We start from the raw sequence: 15998 nt of genomic DNA, 5'->3' as shown, positions 1-15998 counted from the left end.
TGCCGCGAAGCGTGCGGGTTGCTCCATGATCGAAGCGAGAGAGTTGAAAAGCTGAGTGAGGCTTCGTTCGGTCATTTGAATGACCGAGTGAGAAGAGAAAAGCCGATCACACCAGCAGGGTGACGCCTGCCCAGGCGATCAGCACGACGCCCAGCACGCGGCCGACACGTTCACCGCCGGGCAGGATTTTTTCCACGAAAACGATTAGCGACAGCGCGGCTATCCAGACGAGATTCATGATGCCGCCCACGAACAACAACGCCATCAGCAGCCAACAGCAGCCCACGCAGTAAATGCCATGACGCATTCCGAGCAGGAAACTGCCTGCGACGCCAGGGCGCCAGTGCGCGGTGAGGAAATTCACTGGTGAACGGCACTGCGTCAGGCAGGCGCGCTTGAGCGGCGAGAACTGATAGGCGCCCGCCGCGGCCAGAACGATCGCGGAAAGGGGCGCGCTCTTCGACCACAACATCATTTCCGAAATGAGGCCGGTCGGTTGCAGCACCTTCTGCAGCGATGCCGCGCAGATCGAGAATGCCAGCCATGCGCTCAGGTAACCGGCCAGGAGAAACAACGACGGGATGGCCGACCTGGCCTCGATCGCGTCGTGGTGCCGCAATACGCGTCGATACAACAGGACGAGCGGCGCCGCGCTGGGCGTCATCATCGCGATCATCATCACCCACCACATGAGGATCACGGTCGGCAGCGACGGATCCATTCCCCCGCCGCCGTCCGCCAGTCGATGCGGGAACAGCGCGACGGCCGTCATCTCGAACGCGGACATGCCGATTTCGGCGCCCGTCCACAAGTAGGCCCACGACAACGCGATGACGGCGACGATGCCGAGCGCGGTGATGACGCGCTCACGTCCGAGGATGTTTTCGACGCTACTCATGCGGCAGCGCGATGCCGGATCAGTCCTTTGTTATTCATGTGCAGTCGCGCGAACTGCGCGTAAGTCCCCTTGAGATCCAGTGCGATATTTCCGTGCGAGCGGCTGGTGCCGGAGCCGATCTCGGCAAGCTCGTATTCGAAGCCGTGCGGCAAGTCGATTCGAACGCGATGCTCGTCGCCCGTCACCGGATTGCGGATCGGTTCGCCGACGACGTCGAATACACCCTCGACATGAATCCGACCGAGTCTGGCATCGACATCGACATCGAAGTCGATCTTCGTAAAGATCGGATCGAATGCCTGCTCGAGCGTCGATGCGAATACGGAGAACACCGTGGCGAACGGCTCGGTGTCCTGCCCCGTCATGATTTTCAGAATGGCTTCGCGTTGCTCCGGGCTGGCCCGTTCGTCGACGATCGGCTGGCACTTGCCCTTGCCTTCGTGGATCGGTCCCGGCCACTGAAACACGACCGCGATGTTGAGGTCGTCGAGTCGCACGTCGCCGTAGTAGCCGTTGCTGATCGAGATGGCGCCCAGCGCTTCGCAGAAGCCGTTGTTCGGCAGTGCGCTGAACTGGCACGGGCAACCGTACGAGCAATTGCAGTTGAACAGTTCGGTGCCTTGGATTTCCCATGGAGTCATGGTTGTTCTCCTTGTGCTCCGCGACGAGTAGCGTGGTTCGAATCTAGTGTATGCGAGGGGGGAAGTCAAAGTTTGGGTTGAGTGGGCGCGCGGGTTATTGTGATGGGCGTCACATATGATCTTTTGACGGAGCTGCCATGACGAACACGGTCCAGCGATCTCGCGGACCACACCCTCATTTTTTACAAAACTCCACCAAGTCTTAACGCTGCGTTTACGCGGCCTTTCCTAAATTCCATGGTGCGGGAGTCCGCTGTGGGAGACGAAGCCATGGATCTGCTCTACCTCATCGCAATCGCAACGTTCGGCGGTATTGTTGCCGCGTTCGTGATTGGTTGCGACAAGCTGCGCCGTGCCCCAGGGGGCCGGCCATGACTACCTGGATGACGTGGCTCGCGGCGGCCTCGACGCTGATTCTGTTCGCCTACCTCGTGTATGCGTTGCTGCGCGCGGAGGCCCTCGAATGAACTTCAATAACCTGTTTCAGACCGGCCTGTATATCGTCGTCCTGATCGCGCTCGCCATTCCGCTCGGCCGTTACATGACAGCGGTGGTGGACGGTTCATCGGTTGTGGTTCGTCGCATCGGACGGCCGATCGAGACCGTGCTGTACAAGCTCGCCGGCGTGGACCCGGCCGCTGAAATGTCATGGAAGCACTATGCGCTAGCCGTACTTGTCTTCAATACCTTCGGCGTGCTCGTGGTGTATGGATTTTTGCGCTTGCAACAATGGTTGCCGGCTAATCCGCAGGGCTTCGGCCCGATGACGCCCGACGCCGCGTTCAATACGGCAGTCAGCTTCGTGACCAACACGAACTGGCAAGACTACACGCCGGAATCGACTGTCAGCTACCTGACGCAGATGACCGCGCTTACCGTGCAAAACTTCTTTTCGGCCGCTACCGGCATTGCAGTCGTAGTCGCGCTGATTCGCGGTTTTGCACGCCATACGGCGGCGACGATCGGCAATTTCTGGGTCGACCTGACGCGCATCACGCTGTATATCCTCGCGCCGCTCGCGACTGTCATTGCCCTCGTATTCATCAGCCAGGGCGTGATCCAGAACTTCGAATCGTATAAGGACGTCGCAACGGTACAGGTGACGACGTATCAGACGCCGAAGACCGATGCCCAGGGCAATCCTGTCAAGGACGCAAAAGGCAACCCGGTGATGGTGGACAACAAGGCCGACAAGCAGACCCTATCGATGGGCCCTGCTGCATCGCAGGAAGCCATCAAGATGCTCGGCACCAACGGCGGCGGCTTTTTTAACGCCAATTCCGCGCATCCCTATGAGAACCCGACGCCGTTCGCGAACTTCGTTCAGATGATTGCGATGCTGGTCATCCCGGCAGCGTTGTGTCTCGTGTTTGGCCGGATGGTCGGCGACCAGCGTCAGGGCTATGCGGTACTCGCCGCGATGACGATCGCATTCGCGATCGGCTGTTGGGGTGAGATTTCTTCCGAGCAAAGCGGCAATCCGCTATTTACGTCGCTGCATGTCGATCAAACCGCGTCGGCCTTGCAGGCAGGCGGCAACATGGAAGGCAAGGAAACCCGCTTCGGCATCGCGCAATCCGGCATCTTTACCGTGGCGACCACGTCCGCGTCTTGCGGCGCCGTCAACAACGCGCACGATTCGCTGACGCCGATGGGCGGCTTCATTCCGCTCCTGCTGATCGAGCTTGGCGAAGTGATCTTTGGCGGCGTCGGCTCCGGTCTCTACGGCATGCTCGTCTTCGCACTGCTCGCCGTATTCGTCGCCGGCCTGATGATCGGACGAACGCCCGAGTACATCGGCAAGAAGATCGAGTCGTATGAGATGAAGATGGTTTCGATCGCCGTGCTGCTGACGCCGCTGCTCGTGCTGGTCGGCGCGTCGATCGGCGTGTTGACGGCCGCCGGCACAGCGGGGATCGCGAATCCCGGGCCGCACGGATTTTCCGAAATCCTCTACGCCTATAGTTCGGCTGCCAATAACAACGGTAGCGCTTTTGCCGGCCTGTCGGTCAATACGCCGTTCTACAACTCGACGCTGGCAATCGCCATGTGGTTCGGCCGATTCGGTTCGATTGTGCCGGTGCTCGCCATCGCCGGATCGCTGGCGGCGAAGAAGCGCATATCGGCCACCGCCGGGACGCTTCCAACGCATGGCCCGCTATTCGTCGTGCTGCTGCTCGGCACGGTGGTGCTGGTCGGCGCGCTGACCTATGTGCCGGCGCTGGCGCTCGGCCCCGTTGTCGAACATCTGACGATGGTCGCGAGCCATTGATTGTGAGGACAGCATGAGCAACCCCATCCAACAGCCGGTTCATCAACCTGGCAACATCGGTCAGGCACGCAACGCGGCGCGTTCAATGTTCGATCCGGCCATTGCCCGGCCGGCGCTGGTCGATTCGTTCAGGAAGCTCGCGCCGCGTCATCAATTGCGCAATCCGGTGATGTTCTGCGTCTACATCGGCAGCATCCTGACGACGGTCCTCTGGATTGCCGCGCTGTCCGGACAGGCTGAGGCGCCCGCTGGTTTCATCCTGGCGATCGCGCTCTGGCTCTGGTTCACCGTGCTGTTTGCCAATTTCGCGGAGGCGCTCGCCGAAGGCCGCTCGAAAGCGCAGGCCGCGTCGCTGCGCAGCGCGAAGCGCGATGTGATGGCGAAAAAACTTCAGGAGGCGCATCCGAAGGCGCCGATCCGCATCACCACGGCGACCGATCTGCGCAAAGGCGATGTCGTACTGGTCGAGACGGGCGACGTGATTCCGGCGGACGGCGAAGTGGTGGAAGGTGTCGCGTCGGTTGACGAGTCGGCGATCACGGGAGAATCCGCGCCGGTGATCCGCGAGTCGGGCGGCGATTTTTCGTCGGTAACGGGCGGCACGCGGGTGCTGTCGGACTGGATCGTGGTGCGAGTCAGCGTCAATCCGGGCGAGGCCTTCCTCGACCGGATGATCGCGATGGTCGAAGGCGCGAAGCGTCAGAAGACGCCTAATGAAATCGCGCTGACGATCCTGCTGGTCGCGTTGACGCTCGTTCTGCTTTTCGCTACCGCGACCTTGCTGCCTTTCTCGCTGTTCGCGGTCGCCTCGATGAAGACGGGGCACGCCGTGACAATCACGGCACTCGTCGCGCTGCTCGTCTGTCTGATCCCGACCACCATCGGCGGGCTGCTATCGGCAATCGGCGTGGCCGGCATGAGCCGGATGATGCAGGCGAACGTGATCGCGACCTCGGGCCGTGCTGTGGAAGCCGCGGGTGACGTCGACGTGCTGTTGCTCGACAAGACCGGCACGATTACGCTCGGCAACCGCCAGGCCTCGGCCTTCATGCCGGCTCCAGGTGTCACGGAAGAACAGCTCGCCGACGCTGCTCAGCTGTCTTCTCTGGCTGACGAAACGCCCGAGGGCCGCAGCATCGTTGTGCTCGCCAAGCAACGCTTCAATATCCGCGAACGCGAATTGCACTCGCTGCACGCCACGTTCCTTTCGTTTAGTGCGCAGTCGCGCATGAGCGGTGTCGATTTGCCCGACCGTCAGATTCGCAAGGGTGCAGCCGATTCGATCAAACACTACGTCGAGGCGCACGGCGGCCATTTCCCCACGGAATCGACGACCGCGGTCGCGGACATCGCGCGCCGCGGCAGCACGCCGCTCGTGGTCGCGGAACAGGGCGTGGGCGGAAGCGGCGCACGCGTGCTCGGCGTGATCGAGCTGAAAGATATCGTCAAGGGTGGCATCAAGGAACGCTTCGCCGAACTGCGCAAGATGGGCATCAAAACCATCATGGTGACCGGCGACAACCGTCTGACCGCCGCGGCGATTGCCGCTGAAGCAGGTGTCGACGACTTCCTTGCCGAAGTCACGCCGGAGGCGAAGCTGACGACGATCCGCGCCCATCAGGCCGAAGGGCGGCTGGTCGCGATGACCGGCGACGGCACCAACGACGCCCCGGCGCTCGCGCAGGCCGACGTCGCGGTAGCGATGAACACCGGCACGCAGGCAGCGAAGGAAGCCGGCAACATGGTCGACCTCGATTCGAATCCGACCAAGCTGATCGAGATCGTCGAGATCGGCAAGCAGATGCTGATGACGCGCGGCTCGCTCACGACGTTCTCGATCGCCAACGACGTCGCCAAGTACTTCGCGATCATCCCGGCCGCGTTCGCGACCACCTATCCGCAACTGCGTGTGCTCGATGTGATGCACCTGAGTTCGCCGTCGTCGGCGATTCTGTCGGCGGTGATTTTCAATGCGCTGATCATCGTCGCGCTGATCCCGCTCGCGCTTAAAGGTGTGAAGTATCGGCCCCTCGGTGCGGCGTCGCTGCTACGCCGCAATCTGCTGGTCTACGGGCTGGGCGGGATCCTGCTGCCATTCCCGTTCATCAAGCTGATCGACATGGTTCTAAACGTCTTTGGCTGGGTTTGACCAGACTGAGTAAACATCATGAAAACGCTGATTCGTCCCGTACTCGTGCTGTTCGTCCTGATGACCGTGATAACCGGGGTGATCTATCCAGTTGTCGTGACTGCAATCGGCCATGCCGCATTCGCGCGGCAGGCAGGCGGCAGTCTGATCGAGAAGAACGGCAAGCCGGTCGGCTCTGCGCTGATCGGCCAGCACTTCGACGCACCGTACTATTTCTGGGGGCGGCTGTCGGCGACCAGCCCGATGCCGTATAACCCGCAGAATTCGGGCGGTTCGAACCTCGGCCCGACCAACCCGGCGCTGGCTGACGAAATCAAAGGCCGCATCGACGCGTTGAAAGCAGCCGGTACCGACATGTCGAAACCGGTGCCGGTGGACCTGGTGACGTCCTCAGGTAGTGGGCTCGACCCCGAGATCAGCCCGGCTGCCGCCGCTTATCAGATCGCCCGCGTCGCGCAAGCGCGCGGCCTGATGGCCGATCAGGTCGCCAACCTTGTCGCCAGCAATACGTCAGGGCGGCAGTTCGGTATTTTCGGCGAGGCGCGCGTGAACGTGCTGAAGCTTAACCTCGCATTGGACGATCTCAAGCCGATGCATTGACCCCGGCTGAGCGGTCGTTTTTTCGCAGACGCGTGCAAGGAGCGCGTGTTTGTCCCGTAATCGATGGAGAGCGCGTTTTGGCGAAAGTTGTTGCAGCGGTCGGGGCAGTCAACGTGACAAATTCATGAGCGATCCTACAGTTACAGTTGTTGTGATCGACGATGATAAATACATACGCCGGTTCCTTCGCGCGCATCTCGAAGCGGGCGGCATGACGGTTTTCGAGGCGCAGACAGGCGCGCAGGGCCTCGCTCATGCCGCAACGCGGCTGCCGGACCTCGTGATCGTCGATCTCAGCTTGCCGGACATGGACGGCATCGACGTGATCCGCGAGTTGCGAAGCTGGTCCGCCATACCGGTGATCGTGCTATCGGCGCGAAGCAGCGAGGATGACAAGGTCGCGGCGCTCGACGCCGGCGCCGACGATTACCTGACAAAACCGTTCGGGCTGCCCGAGCTGACCGCGCGGATTCGCGCGCATTTGCGCCGGGAAGCCTCCGGCGGCCGGGTCGGTGCGCCTCAGGTTCAGTTTGGCCTCGTCACAGTCGACCTTGGCGAACGGAAGGTCGTACGCGACAGCCGCATCGTTCATCTCAGCCCGATCGAATATCGCCTTCTCACGGCGCTAGTGCGCAATCCGGGACGGGTATTGACTCATCAGCAACTGCTTGGCGAGGTATGGGGCCCCGCCCAAACAGACAACCACCATTACCTGCGGATCTACATGGGACATCTGCGCCACAAGCTCGAGCGCGATCCGGCGCGCCCGGAGCACATCATCACTGAATCGGGCGTGGGTTACCGGCTGGTCGGCGTGCGGTGATATTCACAGAATTTTTATAACGGCTTGGCAAATCGTTTCGCGGCCTTTACCGGATGATCCGTATATTTTGAGGCTGGCGTTCCGTCGCAAAAAACTGCGTTTTTGCTGGAGGTTGTATGGCATTCAAACAAACGAAGGGAGACGTGACCGTGGAGGCTTGCGTTTTCCCGGCGCCGGGCAACATGTTCAAAGGTGCGCTGCGCGTGACGACGACACGGAACAACAAACAGATTCAGCGGGTCACCGGACGTGGCTGCGGCCGCCCGATGCGAAGTTCCGCCCAGGCGCTGGAGTTGGCCGAAGCCGAGGCTCGCCGCATGCTCGGGCTTTGAACCGTGGACATGCTTTACCGATCGATTCGCGTCGGGCTCATGCGCTTGCATGGCGATGCGAGCGCCGGTGACACCCCCAGATCAGTCAAACAGCCCGATGACAGCCTCCAGGCAAGCCATGATGTTCAGAGGGATGTGCAAAGTCGTTGCCATCGCCTTCGTGATGAACCAGGTTCTCACGACTATTTTTACGTACGTCGCGCAGCAGCTTGATACAGCGCTTCCTCGCCAAACGATCTGGATTTTTAGCTGCGTAACGTGCGGATTGCTGACGCTTTGGCTTCAGTCCGATGCACGGCGCGCGTTTGGCGTCGCGCGTGAAAAGGGTTTTGTGAAGGTGCCCGGCGACAAGAGTCAGGACCTGCAGATCGCCGACGACTGTCCGAAGCGGTGGCTCGTGATTTTGCATATCGAACTGAATCCCGCGGCGATCCGCGCGTAGCGGTACGGTTTCGTCGCCACCGGATTTGCCGTCGCCGTTCGATGACATGCAGCTACTTTTCGCCGCAAATTTTACGCCACGTTAACGCGGCTTTGGCTACCCTCAAGGTAGATGAAGGACGGTACAAACGCGGCATGCAACAGTCGTTCAACGAGTTGTTGCGGCTGCGCATTCACAGCAGGGAGATTAGAATGAAAGCATCGTATTCGTTTGGCGCACCGGATAGGAGCTCTCGATGTTACGGATGCTGATTCCTGTCCTCGACCGCGGCGGCGCGGTGCAGGCCGCGCGCTTTGCAGCGTTCATGTTTCTGGAGCGTTGCGTGACCGAGGTCGAATTGCTGGAAGTGCTCGAGCCTATCGATCAAGGGCGCGCGGCAGCCTTTCACACTCGCAGTTCGCTGGTACGCCATGAAAAGCAGGCCATGCTAAGCGCGCTGATCGACGCGCGCGCGATTCTCGAAGAAGCCGGCGTCCCGTACAAATGGAAGCGGGTATTCGGACACAGCACAAAGGCAGTGGCCGCCTACGCTGCGAAGACCCAGCCGGACGTGATGGTGATCGACGCCAGTCATATGGGATTCTTTCGAAGACTGGCGATGTTTGCCGGCCTATCGCGGCGGACGATCACACCGGTGACGATGGTTCACTAGGACGGTTCGGGTTCGGGATCCTTATCCGACGTTCATCGGCAGCAGTACCATCTGCCGCCCTTGTAAATGCAGACGAGTCTGTATCTCGACCGGCGTTTGATTGTGCAGCCACGCGGTCAGAAAATTGACCTGTTTGAAGATCAACTTGCTGGCGAAGCAAACGCTGTTCGGATAATCGTCCATCGTTGAATCGGCCAGTTTCATGAACTCGCCAACCGGATGCGTACCGAAAGCTATTCGGTATTCCGCGGTGATTCCATGCCGGCGGCAATGCGCCACGTAATAGTCGAGTGATGACGATATCGTTCGCCGCAAACGCTCCAGGTGCTCGGTGCCTTCATAGCTTTGTGCATCCACTTCGCCGACAGCAAGAAATATCATGTTTTTGAAGTGATCCGGAAACAGCCGGTTCACCCACAGCAGCGCGTGCATGCTTGCGCCGCGGTGCTTTCCCACGAGCAGGATGGCCGTCGGCAGCGATGGGTCCGGCTTGTCTGCGACCGGCACATCGCCTGCCTCTGGAGGCGTGCCGGCAAACAGTGCATCTTCCTTCGCGAGCTGCGCGCGCGTTGTGCTGTAATGCCGTTTGATGAGAAGGCACAGTGCCACGACCGCGCTCGTCACCAGTACCGTCAGCCAGCCGCCCTCAGTGAATTTCTCGATCAGCGTAATGACCAGCACGGTACTCGTAACCGATAGCCCGAGCGCGGAAAGCGCGAAGTGTCTCAGCCAGTGATCGCCGTCGCGGCGGTGGCGCCACCAGTAGACGCACAAGCCGAATAGAGAGAGGCTGAACGTCAGGAAGACGTTGATGCTGTACAGCACCACCAGGACCGAAACGTCGCCGTGCGTCCAAAGCAGGATAACGAGGCTCGCGATGCCCATCACGACAATGCCGTTCTGCCGTACGAGACGCGTAGACAGGTCGCGGAAATGGCGCGGCACCCACGAATCGGACGCCATGTTCGACAACACGGCAGGCCCGTCGAGGAAGCCGGTTTGCGCGCCGACGAGAAGCAGGCCCGCCTCGAATGCCAGCACGGCGGCAAGCAGCGCATGCCGTGCGAACGATGAGCCGAGCCCAAGGTGATCGATGACGCTGCCGAATACCACCGCATTGAGCGTCTGACCTTCCACAGCTTGCGCATGCCAGAGCATGTACAACAGGATGATGCCGCCGGCCGTGAATGCCAGCGAAGTGGCCATATAGAACATGGTCACCTTGCCGTTCGGCACCCGCGGCTCGGCCAGCATGTTGACATTGTTCGATACCGCTTCGAGGCCGGTGTAGGTGCCGCCGCCCAGCGAGAACGCGCGCATCAGCAGTGCCGCCACGACGAGCGGGCCGAGAGCGTGCGACATGCCGCGCGCCTCCCCGACAGCGCCTGGAACGATGGCGGCCAGATGATCGCCGTGCACGGCTACGCCATAAATGATGAGTCCCAGATGCAGCACTACAAAGCCTAGGAAAATCGGCAACAGCACTATGATCGATTCGCGCATGCCGCGAAAGTTGAGGCCCGTCATTAGAACGATGAGCGTCAATTCGGTCGCGAGCTTGAACGCCTGTGCGCTCACCGGCAGCAGGCTGAAAAACGCATCGACGCCGCTCGCGAGCGACGTCGCAATGGTCAGGACATAGTCGACGAGCAGGGCGGCGCCTGAAACCAGCCCAGGGTGCGGGCCCAGTAAAGCGCTGGCAACCCGGTATCCGCCGCCGCCGGTGGGAAACAGCTGGATGACCTGGTTATATCCGATTGCGATAATGAAGACCGTCGCTGCGGTGGCTAGCGCAAGAAACAGGGCAAGTTGAGTGTGCTGACCGAGCGCCAGAAAGGCTTCCTCTGGTCCGTAGCATGACGATGACAGTCCGTCGGCGCCGAGACCCACCCACGCCAATAGTGGCGTCACAGCGATCGCGTGACGTGTCCGGGGATCGAGCGGATCCAGAGGCTTACCGAAAATCAGACGCCAAATGCTCTCGAAGGTGGCCATGTCCCCTCCCGGTCAGAACAGGCATGCGAGCGTGACTGCATGTGCCGGCGACCGAGCGCCGGGCTAATGACACTTAGCGAACATTCCCGCGGTTAGCGACATCTGATCGAGGAAAATGTAAGCCAGTTTGGCGCTGTCGGCCAGTGGGCGATACCCGAGGCTCGCGAAGCCGACATTCTGAAAGGAAGTGTCTTTCCACGAAAACGCCTGGCGTCAGCGCGTTGCCAAGATAACAAAAACGTAATCCCGGGGTAAGAGTCGGGTCAAGGTGCCTCTACAACAATGGGAATCGTAACAAGAGCGTTTCGTCACGATTCTCAGGAGAAGCACCATGAAATTGCTTACCGCCGTCGCCCTTGCAGCACTCAGTCTGCCGTTCGGTGCCAATGCGTTCGCGCAAACCTCGACATCCGGTCTCACACGCGCCGATGTTCACGCGCAGCTCATCGAGGCTGAAGCGGACGGGTTGGTTCCCGCACCCAAAAACGACTATCCGCCAAGCGCCCAGACCGTCGCGCGCAACCGGGAACTCTACGCTATCCGGCACCAGGAGAGCGGTGGCACAACTTCAGCCGTGGCGAGCGCGCCGCGGACTTCCGACAGTTCCGCTGCGGACTGATGAACCAGCTCGCGGCAATTCGTATATTCGCCAAGATCGCCGAGTGTTTGAACTTCGCGGAGGCGGCCAAACAGCTCGGCATATCGAGCTCGGTCGCCACGCGTAGCATCGCGGTGCTTGAGCAACATCTCAGTGTTCGCCTGATTAACCGGACCACGCGTCGTGTGTCGCTTACGCCGGCGGGCCAACAGTACTGGGAGCATTGCGCGGAATTGCTAAGGCAGCTTGCCGCGATGGACGAGTGCGTGGCAACGACCGCAAGCCAACCGGGAGGATTGCTACGTATCGCGTCGTCGTCGTCTTATGCCACGACCGATTTGCCGGAGGTGCTGGCGGCTTACCGGCTGCAAGAGCCGCGCATGCAGTTCGAGTTGACGGTATTCGACAACATGGCAGATGTCACCGCGACGGACTTCGATCTTTGCTTCAGCGCCGAGCGCCGCTTGCGCGACTCCTCGCTGGTCTGCCGTCCGCTCGCGCACACACGGGATGTGATTGTCGCGAGCCCGGCATACCTGTCGCGCCGGCGCCCGCCGGGCACACCGGCGGAGCTCGCTTCGCATGATGTACTCGTGGCCTCGGACGCCCCTAGCCGTTACTGGGAGTTCCGCGACATGCACGGCACGCAACGCGTGGTCGTGCGGCCTATCCTGAACATGCAGAGGCCGCTTCTGGTGAAGCGCGCGGTGCTGGCGGGCCTCGGCATAGCGCGTCTGTCAACGTCGCTCATTCAAAGCGAGTTGTCGGACGGTACATTGCGACCGCTGCTGACGCATGTCGAATTGTGCGGCGATGAGCGCACCGTATGGGTTCTTTACTCCGGACAGCCGCACATGGCGCTGGCGCTCAGAAGTTTTGTCGACTTCGTGGTCGAACGCTACCGCCAAAGGGCGGCGGAAGACAAGGGGAAGATCCTGGCGCCCGTGGGACGGATACAACACCATTTTGGCAATACTGAGTTGCTGTAGAGCCGTTTTTTGTAGGTCCTAAAGTGCGAACACCTGTCACCGGACAATCTGTCATTTGCGCCATCGCGCGATGGAGATTCCGGTGCGGTACTTACACACATTTAGGAAGCTACATTCATGAAGCGACTTCTCATTACGGGTGCAGCGCTCGGTTGTGCTATTGCTCCGATGGCGGCTATGGCACAAAGCAGCGTCACACTGTATGGCCTGATCGACGAAGGTCTGAACTACACGAACAACACCAAAGGCCATTCCGCTGTGCAGATGGAAAGCGGCTTTGCACAAGGCAGCCGGTGGGGCCTGAAAGGCACCGAAGATCTGGGCGGCGGAACCAAGGCGGTCTTTCAGTTGGAGAACGGCTTCGACGTCAATTCGGGCGCGCTTGGGCAAGGTTCGCGGATGTTTGGCCGGCAGGCTTATGTCGGCCTCAGTTCGGCGCAATTCGGAACATTGACGATGGGGCGCCAATACGATTCTGTCGTCGACTTTCTCGCGCCGCTCACCGCGAACGGCAATTGGGCGGGTTATCTGATGTCGCATCCGTATGACAACGACAACACCGACAATTCGTTTCGCCTGAACAACAGCGTCAAGTACACGAGCAACACCTACGGCGGATTTTCGTTCGGTGGCCTTTACGGTTTCAGCAATCAGGCCGGCGGCTTTGCGAATAACCGCTCGTATAGCCTCGGCGCGCAATACGTGGGCGGTTCCGTTTCGGTTGCCGCGGCGTATATGCAGATCAACAATCCTGGTGGAAACGCCGGCGGTTCGCTCGCAGCCGACGATACGGACTTCTTCGCTGGCCGTCAGCAGGTCTGGGGAGCAGGCATCAACTATACGATCGGCTCGACAGTGCTCGGCTTTGTGTACAGCCACACGACACTCAACAACGCAACGGGATCCGTGTATGTCGGCAACTTCGCGAATACCGCGAGCAGCTTGAAGTTCGACAATTTCGAGTTGAATGCGAAGTACCAGTTTGCGAAGAACGCCTATGTCGGCGCGATGTACAACTACACGCTAGGTCACTTCAATAGCGCGGCCGGCGATTCCAAGCCGAAGTGGCATCAAGTCGGCCTGATGGCGGACTACAACCTGTCGTTGCGCACCGACGTGTATGTGCAGGGCATGTATCAACACCTCGCGGGAGGAACCGCTTCCGCTGCGCCGCTTAACACCGCGTTTATCACGGGTGCGGATGCCCCGTCATCGACGGCGAATCAGGTCATCGCGCGCGTGGGTATTCGACACCAGTTCTAAGGCTATTGGGGTGGTCGGGCGCGGGTGCCGGTTTCGACGAGCCTCACGCCGACCGTGCGCGCAGCCGCAGCGCAATGGCAATTGCCGCCAGCAGCAGCGCGCTCGTCATGGCGATCACCCCATGCCAGCCGCACAGGTTCCAGAACACGCCGCCGAGTGAGCCGACCACGCTCGATCCCAGGTAGTAGGCAAACAGATAGAGCGACGACGCCTGTGCCTTGCCCGTCTGCGCGCGGGCGCCGACCCACGCACTCGCGACCGAATGCGTGCCGAAGAATCCGATGGTCAGCACGGCAACGCCGACGACAATCAACCAGAGCTCGCCGGACAGCGTGATCAGCGTTCCGGCCAGCATCAGCGCAAATGTGACCGGCAGCACGGCGCGGCGGCCAAGCCATCCCGACAGGCTGCCCATCCACGCCGAGCTGACGATGCCGCACAGATAGACCGCGAAGATCAGGCCAATTTTTGTCTGGCTAAGCGAGAAAGGCGGCGCGATCAACCGGTAGCCGACATAGTTGTACACCGTCACGAAGGCGCCCATCAGCAGGAAGCCCTCCACGAACAGCAGCGGCAGGATGCCGTCGCGCAAGTGGGTGCTGAATGCCCGTGACAGCGGCGCGAAGCGAAGCGCGCGCCGCGTGAAGTGACGCGATGCCGGCAGGTAGCGCCAGAGGATCGCGGCGCACAGTACGCCGAGGACGCCGATTACCATCACTGCGGCTCGCCAGCCCCAGATATCGGTGATCACACCGGTCAGCAGACGGCCTGCCATTCCGCCAAAACCCGTACCGCCGACGTACAGCCCCATCGCCAGACCCAGCGAACGCGGGTGCATTTCTTCGCCGACATAAGCCATCGCAACCGCCGGCAATCCGCTAAGCGCCACGCCCATTAGCGCGCGGACGGCCAGCAGCGTCGGCCAATGCGGCAACACCGCGCAGACGACCGTGAGAACACCCGAGAGCAGCAGCGAAACCACCATGATCGGCTTTCGGCCCCACGCTTCCGACAGCACGCCCGCGGCCAGCATCGAAACCGCCAGAAACCCGGTCGTCAACGACAGGGCCAGGCTGGCACCCGCGGCGCTCACGCCGAAATCCGCGGAGAACAGCGGCATCAGCGGCTGCACGCAGTAGAGCAGGGCGAAGGTCGCGAAGCCGGCGGCAAACAGGGAGAAATTGGTGCGCCGGAATGCGGGCGTGCCGTGTTCGATTTTCTCCGCCACCTCGCGCGGTATGGACCCGGCTGCCTTGATCACCGCTTCCGCCATATCGACGCTCTGTTGTTGCATGACTCGATCACTCCAACCGAAAAAGTTGCTTTCAAGCATGAATGATCGAACCGCGTTATATCGATGTCCAATATCGATTTCGCAGGAAATGATACATAATTCATATCATGGATCTACGCCGTATTCGCTATTTCATCGTGCTGTCCGAGGAGTTGCATTTCGGGCGGGCAGCCGTGCGTCTGAACATGGCGCAGCCCCCGCTCAGCCAGCAGATTCGTGTGCTCGAGGAGGAGTTGGGCGCACGGCTTTTCGAGCGCAGTAACCGGCACGTGGAGTTGACAGCGGCGGGCAAGGCGCTGCTGCCCGAAGCACGCGCACTGGTTGCGCAGGCGGAGCGGGCCGGCATCGTGACGCAGCGGGCCCAGCGCGGCGAACTCGGCGAGCTCCGGGTGGGCTTCACCGGCTCGGCTGCATTCAGCACCATCATTCCGCAACTGATTTTTGAATACCGGCGTCGTTTGCCGGGGATGCACTTGCGGCTGGAAGAGTTGACCACTCGGCAGCAATTGACGGCGATGCTCGAACGGCGACTGGAGGTCGCGTTCGTGCGCGGCACGGAACGGCCGGACCTGCCGCCGACGCTACAGGCGACACGTCTTTTCGAAGACTCCCTGGTGGCGGTGCTGCCGCCGCAACACCCGCTGGCTTCGAGCCGGGCGGCGCTTTCCGTGGACGCGCTGAAGCATGAGGCGTTCGTCATGTATCCACGCGAGAGCGGCACCGGCGTGTATGACCAGATCATCGCCCTTTGCCGGCAGTCCGGCTTTGCACCGCAGGTTGCGCAGGAAGCACGGGAGGCGCCGACAATCGTAGGGTTGGTGGCGGCCGGCCTCGGTGTTGCGCTCGTGCCGGCGTCCCTGCGCAGCATCGACGTCAATGGCGTGGCGTACCGGCCGCTGCGCGAGAAAGGCGCGCGCTCCGCGATGTGGCTGGTGTTGCGCGCGGGTGAACTGTCGCCGCAGGAGGCGTTGTTCGCTGAGCTTGCGGGCGAAATCGGTCCGGGGTGACCTCTTCACGCGGGTGATTGATCCGGAGTGCAAATCTTGTCCG

At 61.1% G+C, this 15998-nt stretch carries 17 protein-coding genes; 13 read left to right on the top strand and 4 right to left on the bottom strand.

The features are described 5' to 3' along the window. Nucleotides 1-106: 106 nt before the first annotated feature. Both WN982_RS34650 and WN982_RS34645 read right to left on the bottom strand, forming a co-directional pair. Entirely contained in the window at nt 107-898 is a 792-nt protein-coding gene (locus WN982_RS34650; protein WP_341316511.1) for a DUF2182 domain-containing protein, read from the bottom strand. Continuing rightward, nucleotides 895-1539, bottom strand: coding sequence for a DUF1326 domain-containing protein (locus WN982_RS34645; RefSeq protein ID WP_341316510.1), 645 nt, complete (start codon nt 1537-1539; stop codon nt 895-897). The genes WN982_RS34650 and WN982_RS34645 overlap by 4 nt, the downstream gene beginning before the upstream one ends. A 270-nt stretch (nt 1540-1809) precedes the next feature. On the opposite strand from WN982_RS34645, the gene WN982_RS34640 reads away from it, so the two are divergent. The 9 genes from WN982_RS34640 to WN982_RS34600 all read left to right on the top strand — a co-directional run bounded on the left by WN982_RS34640 (nt 1810) and on the right by WN982_RS34600 (nt 8809). After that, a complete protein-coding gene (locus WN982_RS34640) occupies nt 1810-1914 on the top strand; it encodes a potassium ABC transporter ATPase (RefSeq protein ID WP_341316509.1) in 105 nt (34 codons plus the stop codon). Then, the gene (gene kdpF / locus WN982_RS34635; protein ID WP_028193906.1) at nt 1911-2006 is read left to right on the top strand and encodes a K(+)-transporting ATPase subunit F; all 96 of its coding nucleotides are present in this window, start codon (nt 1911-1913) and stop codon (nt 2004-2006) included. The genes WN982_RS34640 and kdpF overlap by 4 nt, the downstream gene beginning before the upstream one ends. Further along, nucleotides 2003-3811 (top strand): potassium-transporting ATPase subunit KdpA, encoded by a 1809-nt coding sequence (kdpA, locus tag WN982_RS34630; RefSeq protein ID WP_341316508.1) that lies wholly within the window; start codon nt 2003-2005, stop codon nt 3809-3811. The genes kdpF and kdpA overlap by 4 nt, the downstream gene beginning before the upstream one ends. 85 nt (nt 3812-3896) lie before the next feature. Further along, entirely contained in the window at nt 3897-5960 is a 2064-nt protein-coding gene (kdpB, locus tag WN982_RS34625) for a potassium-transporting ATPase subunit KdpB (RefSeq protein ID WP_341319516.1), read from the top strand. 18 nt (nt 5961-5978) lie between these two features. After that, complete coding sequence (gene kdpC / locus WN982_RS34620) at nt 5979-6560, top strand: potassium-transporting ATPase subunit KdpC (protein ID WP_341316507.1); 582 nt, start codon at nt 5979-5981, stop codon at nt 6558-6560. Between the two features lie 124 nt (nt 6561-6684). Beyond that, entirely contained in the window at nt 6685-7383 is a 699-nt protein-coding gene (locus WN982_RS34615) for a response regulator (protein ID WP_341316506.1), read from the top strand. A gap of 116 nt (nt 7384-7499) precedes the next feature. Next, entirely contained in the window at nt 7500-7715 is a 216-nt protein-coding gene (locus tag WN982_RS34610) for a hypothetical protein (protein WP_341316505.1), read from the top strand. A gap of 49 nt (nt 7716-7764) precedes the next feature. Further along, a complete protein-coding gene (locus WN982_RS34605; RefSeq protein WP_341316504.1) occupies nt 7765-8157 on the top strand; it encodes a hypothetical protein in 393 nt (130 codons plus the stop codon). A gap of 235 nt (nt 8158-8392) precedes the next feature. Continuing rightward, nucleotides 8393-8809, top strand: coding sequence for a universal stress protein (locus tag WN982_RS34600; RefSeq protein WP_341316503.1), 417 nt, complete (start codon nt 8393-8395; stop codon nt 8807-8809). A gap of 21 nt (nt 8810-8830) precedes the next feature. On the opposite strand, the gene WN982_RS34595 is transcribed toward WN982_RS34600, so the two are convergent. Then, nucleotides 8831-10804, bottom strand: a complete 1974-nt coding sequence (locus tag WN982_RS34595) for an APC family permease (RefSeq protein WP_341316502.1) — start codon at nt 10802-10804, stop codon at nt 8831-8833. A gap of 331 nt (nt 10805-11135) precedes the next feature. Here WN982_RS34595 and WN982_RS34590 point away from each other — a divergent pair, with 331 nt between their 5' ends. The 3 genes from WN982_RS34590 (at nt 11136) to WN982_RS34580 (ending at nt 13654) form a co-directional block, all read left to right on the top strand. Continuing rightward, on the top strand, nt 11136-11423 hold the full coding sequence (locus WN982_RS34590; protein WP_341316501.1) for a DUF4148 domain-containing protein: 288 nt from the start codon (nt 11136-11138) through the stop codon (nt 11421-11423). After that, the gene (locus tag WN982_RS34585; protein ID WP_341316500.1) at nt 11423-12391 is read left to right on the top strand and encodes a LysR family transcriptional regulator; all 969 of its coding nucleotides are present in this window, start codon (nt 11423-11425) and stop codon (nt 12389-12391) included. Before WN982_RS34590 ends, WN982_RS34585 begins: the two co-directional genes overlap by 1 nt. A 117-nt stretch (nt 12392-12508) precedes the next feature. Beyond that, a complete protein-coding gene (locus WN982_RS34580; RefSeq protein ID WP_341316499.1) occupies nt 12509-13654 on the top strand; it encodes a porin in 1146 nt (381 codons plus the stop codon). A gap of 43 nt (nt 13655-13697) precedes the next feature. On the opposite strand, the gene WN982_RS34575 is transcribed toward WN982_RS34580, so the two are convergent. Further along, entirely contained in the window at nt 13698-14948 is a 1251-nt protein-coding gene (locus WN982_RS34575) for an MFS transporter (RefSeq protein ID WP_341316498.1), read from the bottom strand. A gap of 107 nt (nt 14949-15055) precedes the next feature. Here WN982_RS34575 and WN982_RS34570 point away from each other — a divergent pair, with 107 nt between their 5' ends. Then, a complete protein-coding gene (locus WN982_RS34570) occupies nt 15056-15955 on the top strand; it encodes a LysR substrate-binding domain-containing protein (protein WP_341316497.1) in 900 nt (299 codons plus the stop codon). Nucleotides 15956-15998 lie beyond the last annotated feature (43 nt).

It is taken from the genome of Paraburkholderia sp. IMGN_8, assembly GCF_038050405.1.
In the GTDB taxonomy this organism is placed as follows: Bacteria; Pseudomonadota; Gammaproteobacteria; order Burkholderiales; family Burkholderiaceae; genus Paraburkholderia.
The sequence above is the reverse complement of the archived record's forward strand: the minus strand, read 5'-3'. Positions and strand labels throughout refer to the sequence as shown.

Coding starts and splice junctions, on each gene's coding strand:
- WN982_RS34650 (WP_341316511.1), bottom strand. CDS start 898: ATGAGTAGCGTCGAAAACATCCTCGGACGTGAGCGCGTCATCACCGCG.
- WN982_RS34645 (WP_341316510.1), bottom strand. CDS start 1,539: ATGACTCCATGGGAAATCCAAGGCACCGAACTGTTCAACTGCAATTGC.
- WN982_RS34640 (WP_341316509.1), top strand. CDS start 1,810: ATGGATCTGCTCTACCTCATCGCAATCGCAACGTTCGGCGGTATTGTT.
- kdpF (WP_028193906.1), top strand. CDS start 1,911: ATGACTACCTGGATGACGTGGCTCGCGGCGGCCTCGACGCTGATTCTG.
- kdpA (WP_341316508.1), top strand. CDS start 2,003: ATGAACTTCAATAACCTGTTTCAGACCGGCCTGTATATCGTCGTCCTG.
- kdpB (WP_341319516.1), top strand. CDS start 3,897: ATGTTCGATCCGGCCATTGCCCGGCCGGCGCTGGTCGATTCGTTCAGG.
- kdpC (WP_341316507.1), top strand. CDS start 5,979: ATGAAAACGCTGATTCGTCCCGTACTCGTGCTGTTCGTCCTGATGACC.
- WN982_RS34615 (WP_341316506.1), top strand. CDS start 6,685: ATGAGCGATCCTACAGTTACAGTTGTTGTGATCGACGATGATAAATAC.
- WN982_RS34610 (WP_341316505.1), top strand. CDS start 7,500: ATGGCATTCAAACAAACGAAGGGAGACGTGACCGTGGAGGCTTGCGTT.
- WN982_RS34605 (WP_341316504.1), top strand. CDS start 7,765: ATGGCGATGCGAGCGCCGGTGACACCCCCAGATCAGTCAAACAGCCCG.
- WN982_RS34600 (WP_341316503.1), top strand. CDS start 8,393: ATGTTACGGATGCTGATTCCTGTCCTCGACCGCGGCGGCGCGGTGCAG.
- WN982_RS34595 (WP_341316502.1), bottom strand. CDS start 10,804: ATGGCCACCTTCGAGAGCATTTGGCGTCTGATTTTCGGTAAGCCTCTG.
- WN982_RS34590 (WP_341316501.1), top strand. CDS start 11,136: ATGAAATTGCTTACCGCCGTCGCCCTTGCAGCACTCAGTCTGCCGTTC.
- WN982_RS34585 (WP_341316500.1), top strand. CDS start 11,423: ATGAACCAGCTCGCGGCAATTCGTATATTCGCCAAGATCGCCGAGTGT.
- WN982_RS34580 (WP_341316499.1), top strand. CDS start 12,509: ATGAAGCGACTTCTCATTACGGGTGCAGCGCTCGGTTGTGCTATTGCT.
- WN982_RS34575 (WP_341316498.1), bottom strand. CDS start 14,948: ATGCAACAACAGAGCGTCGATATGGCGGAAGCGGTGATCAAGGCAGCC.
- WN982_RS34570 (WP_341316497.1), top strand. CDS start 15,056: ATGGATCTACGCCGTATTCGCTATTTCATCGTGCTGTCCGAGGAGTTG.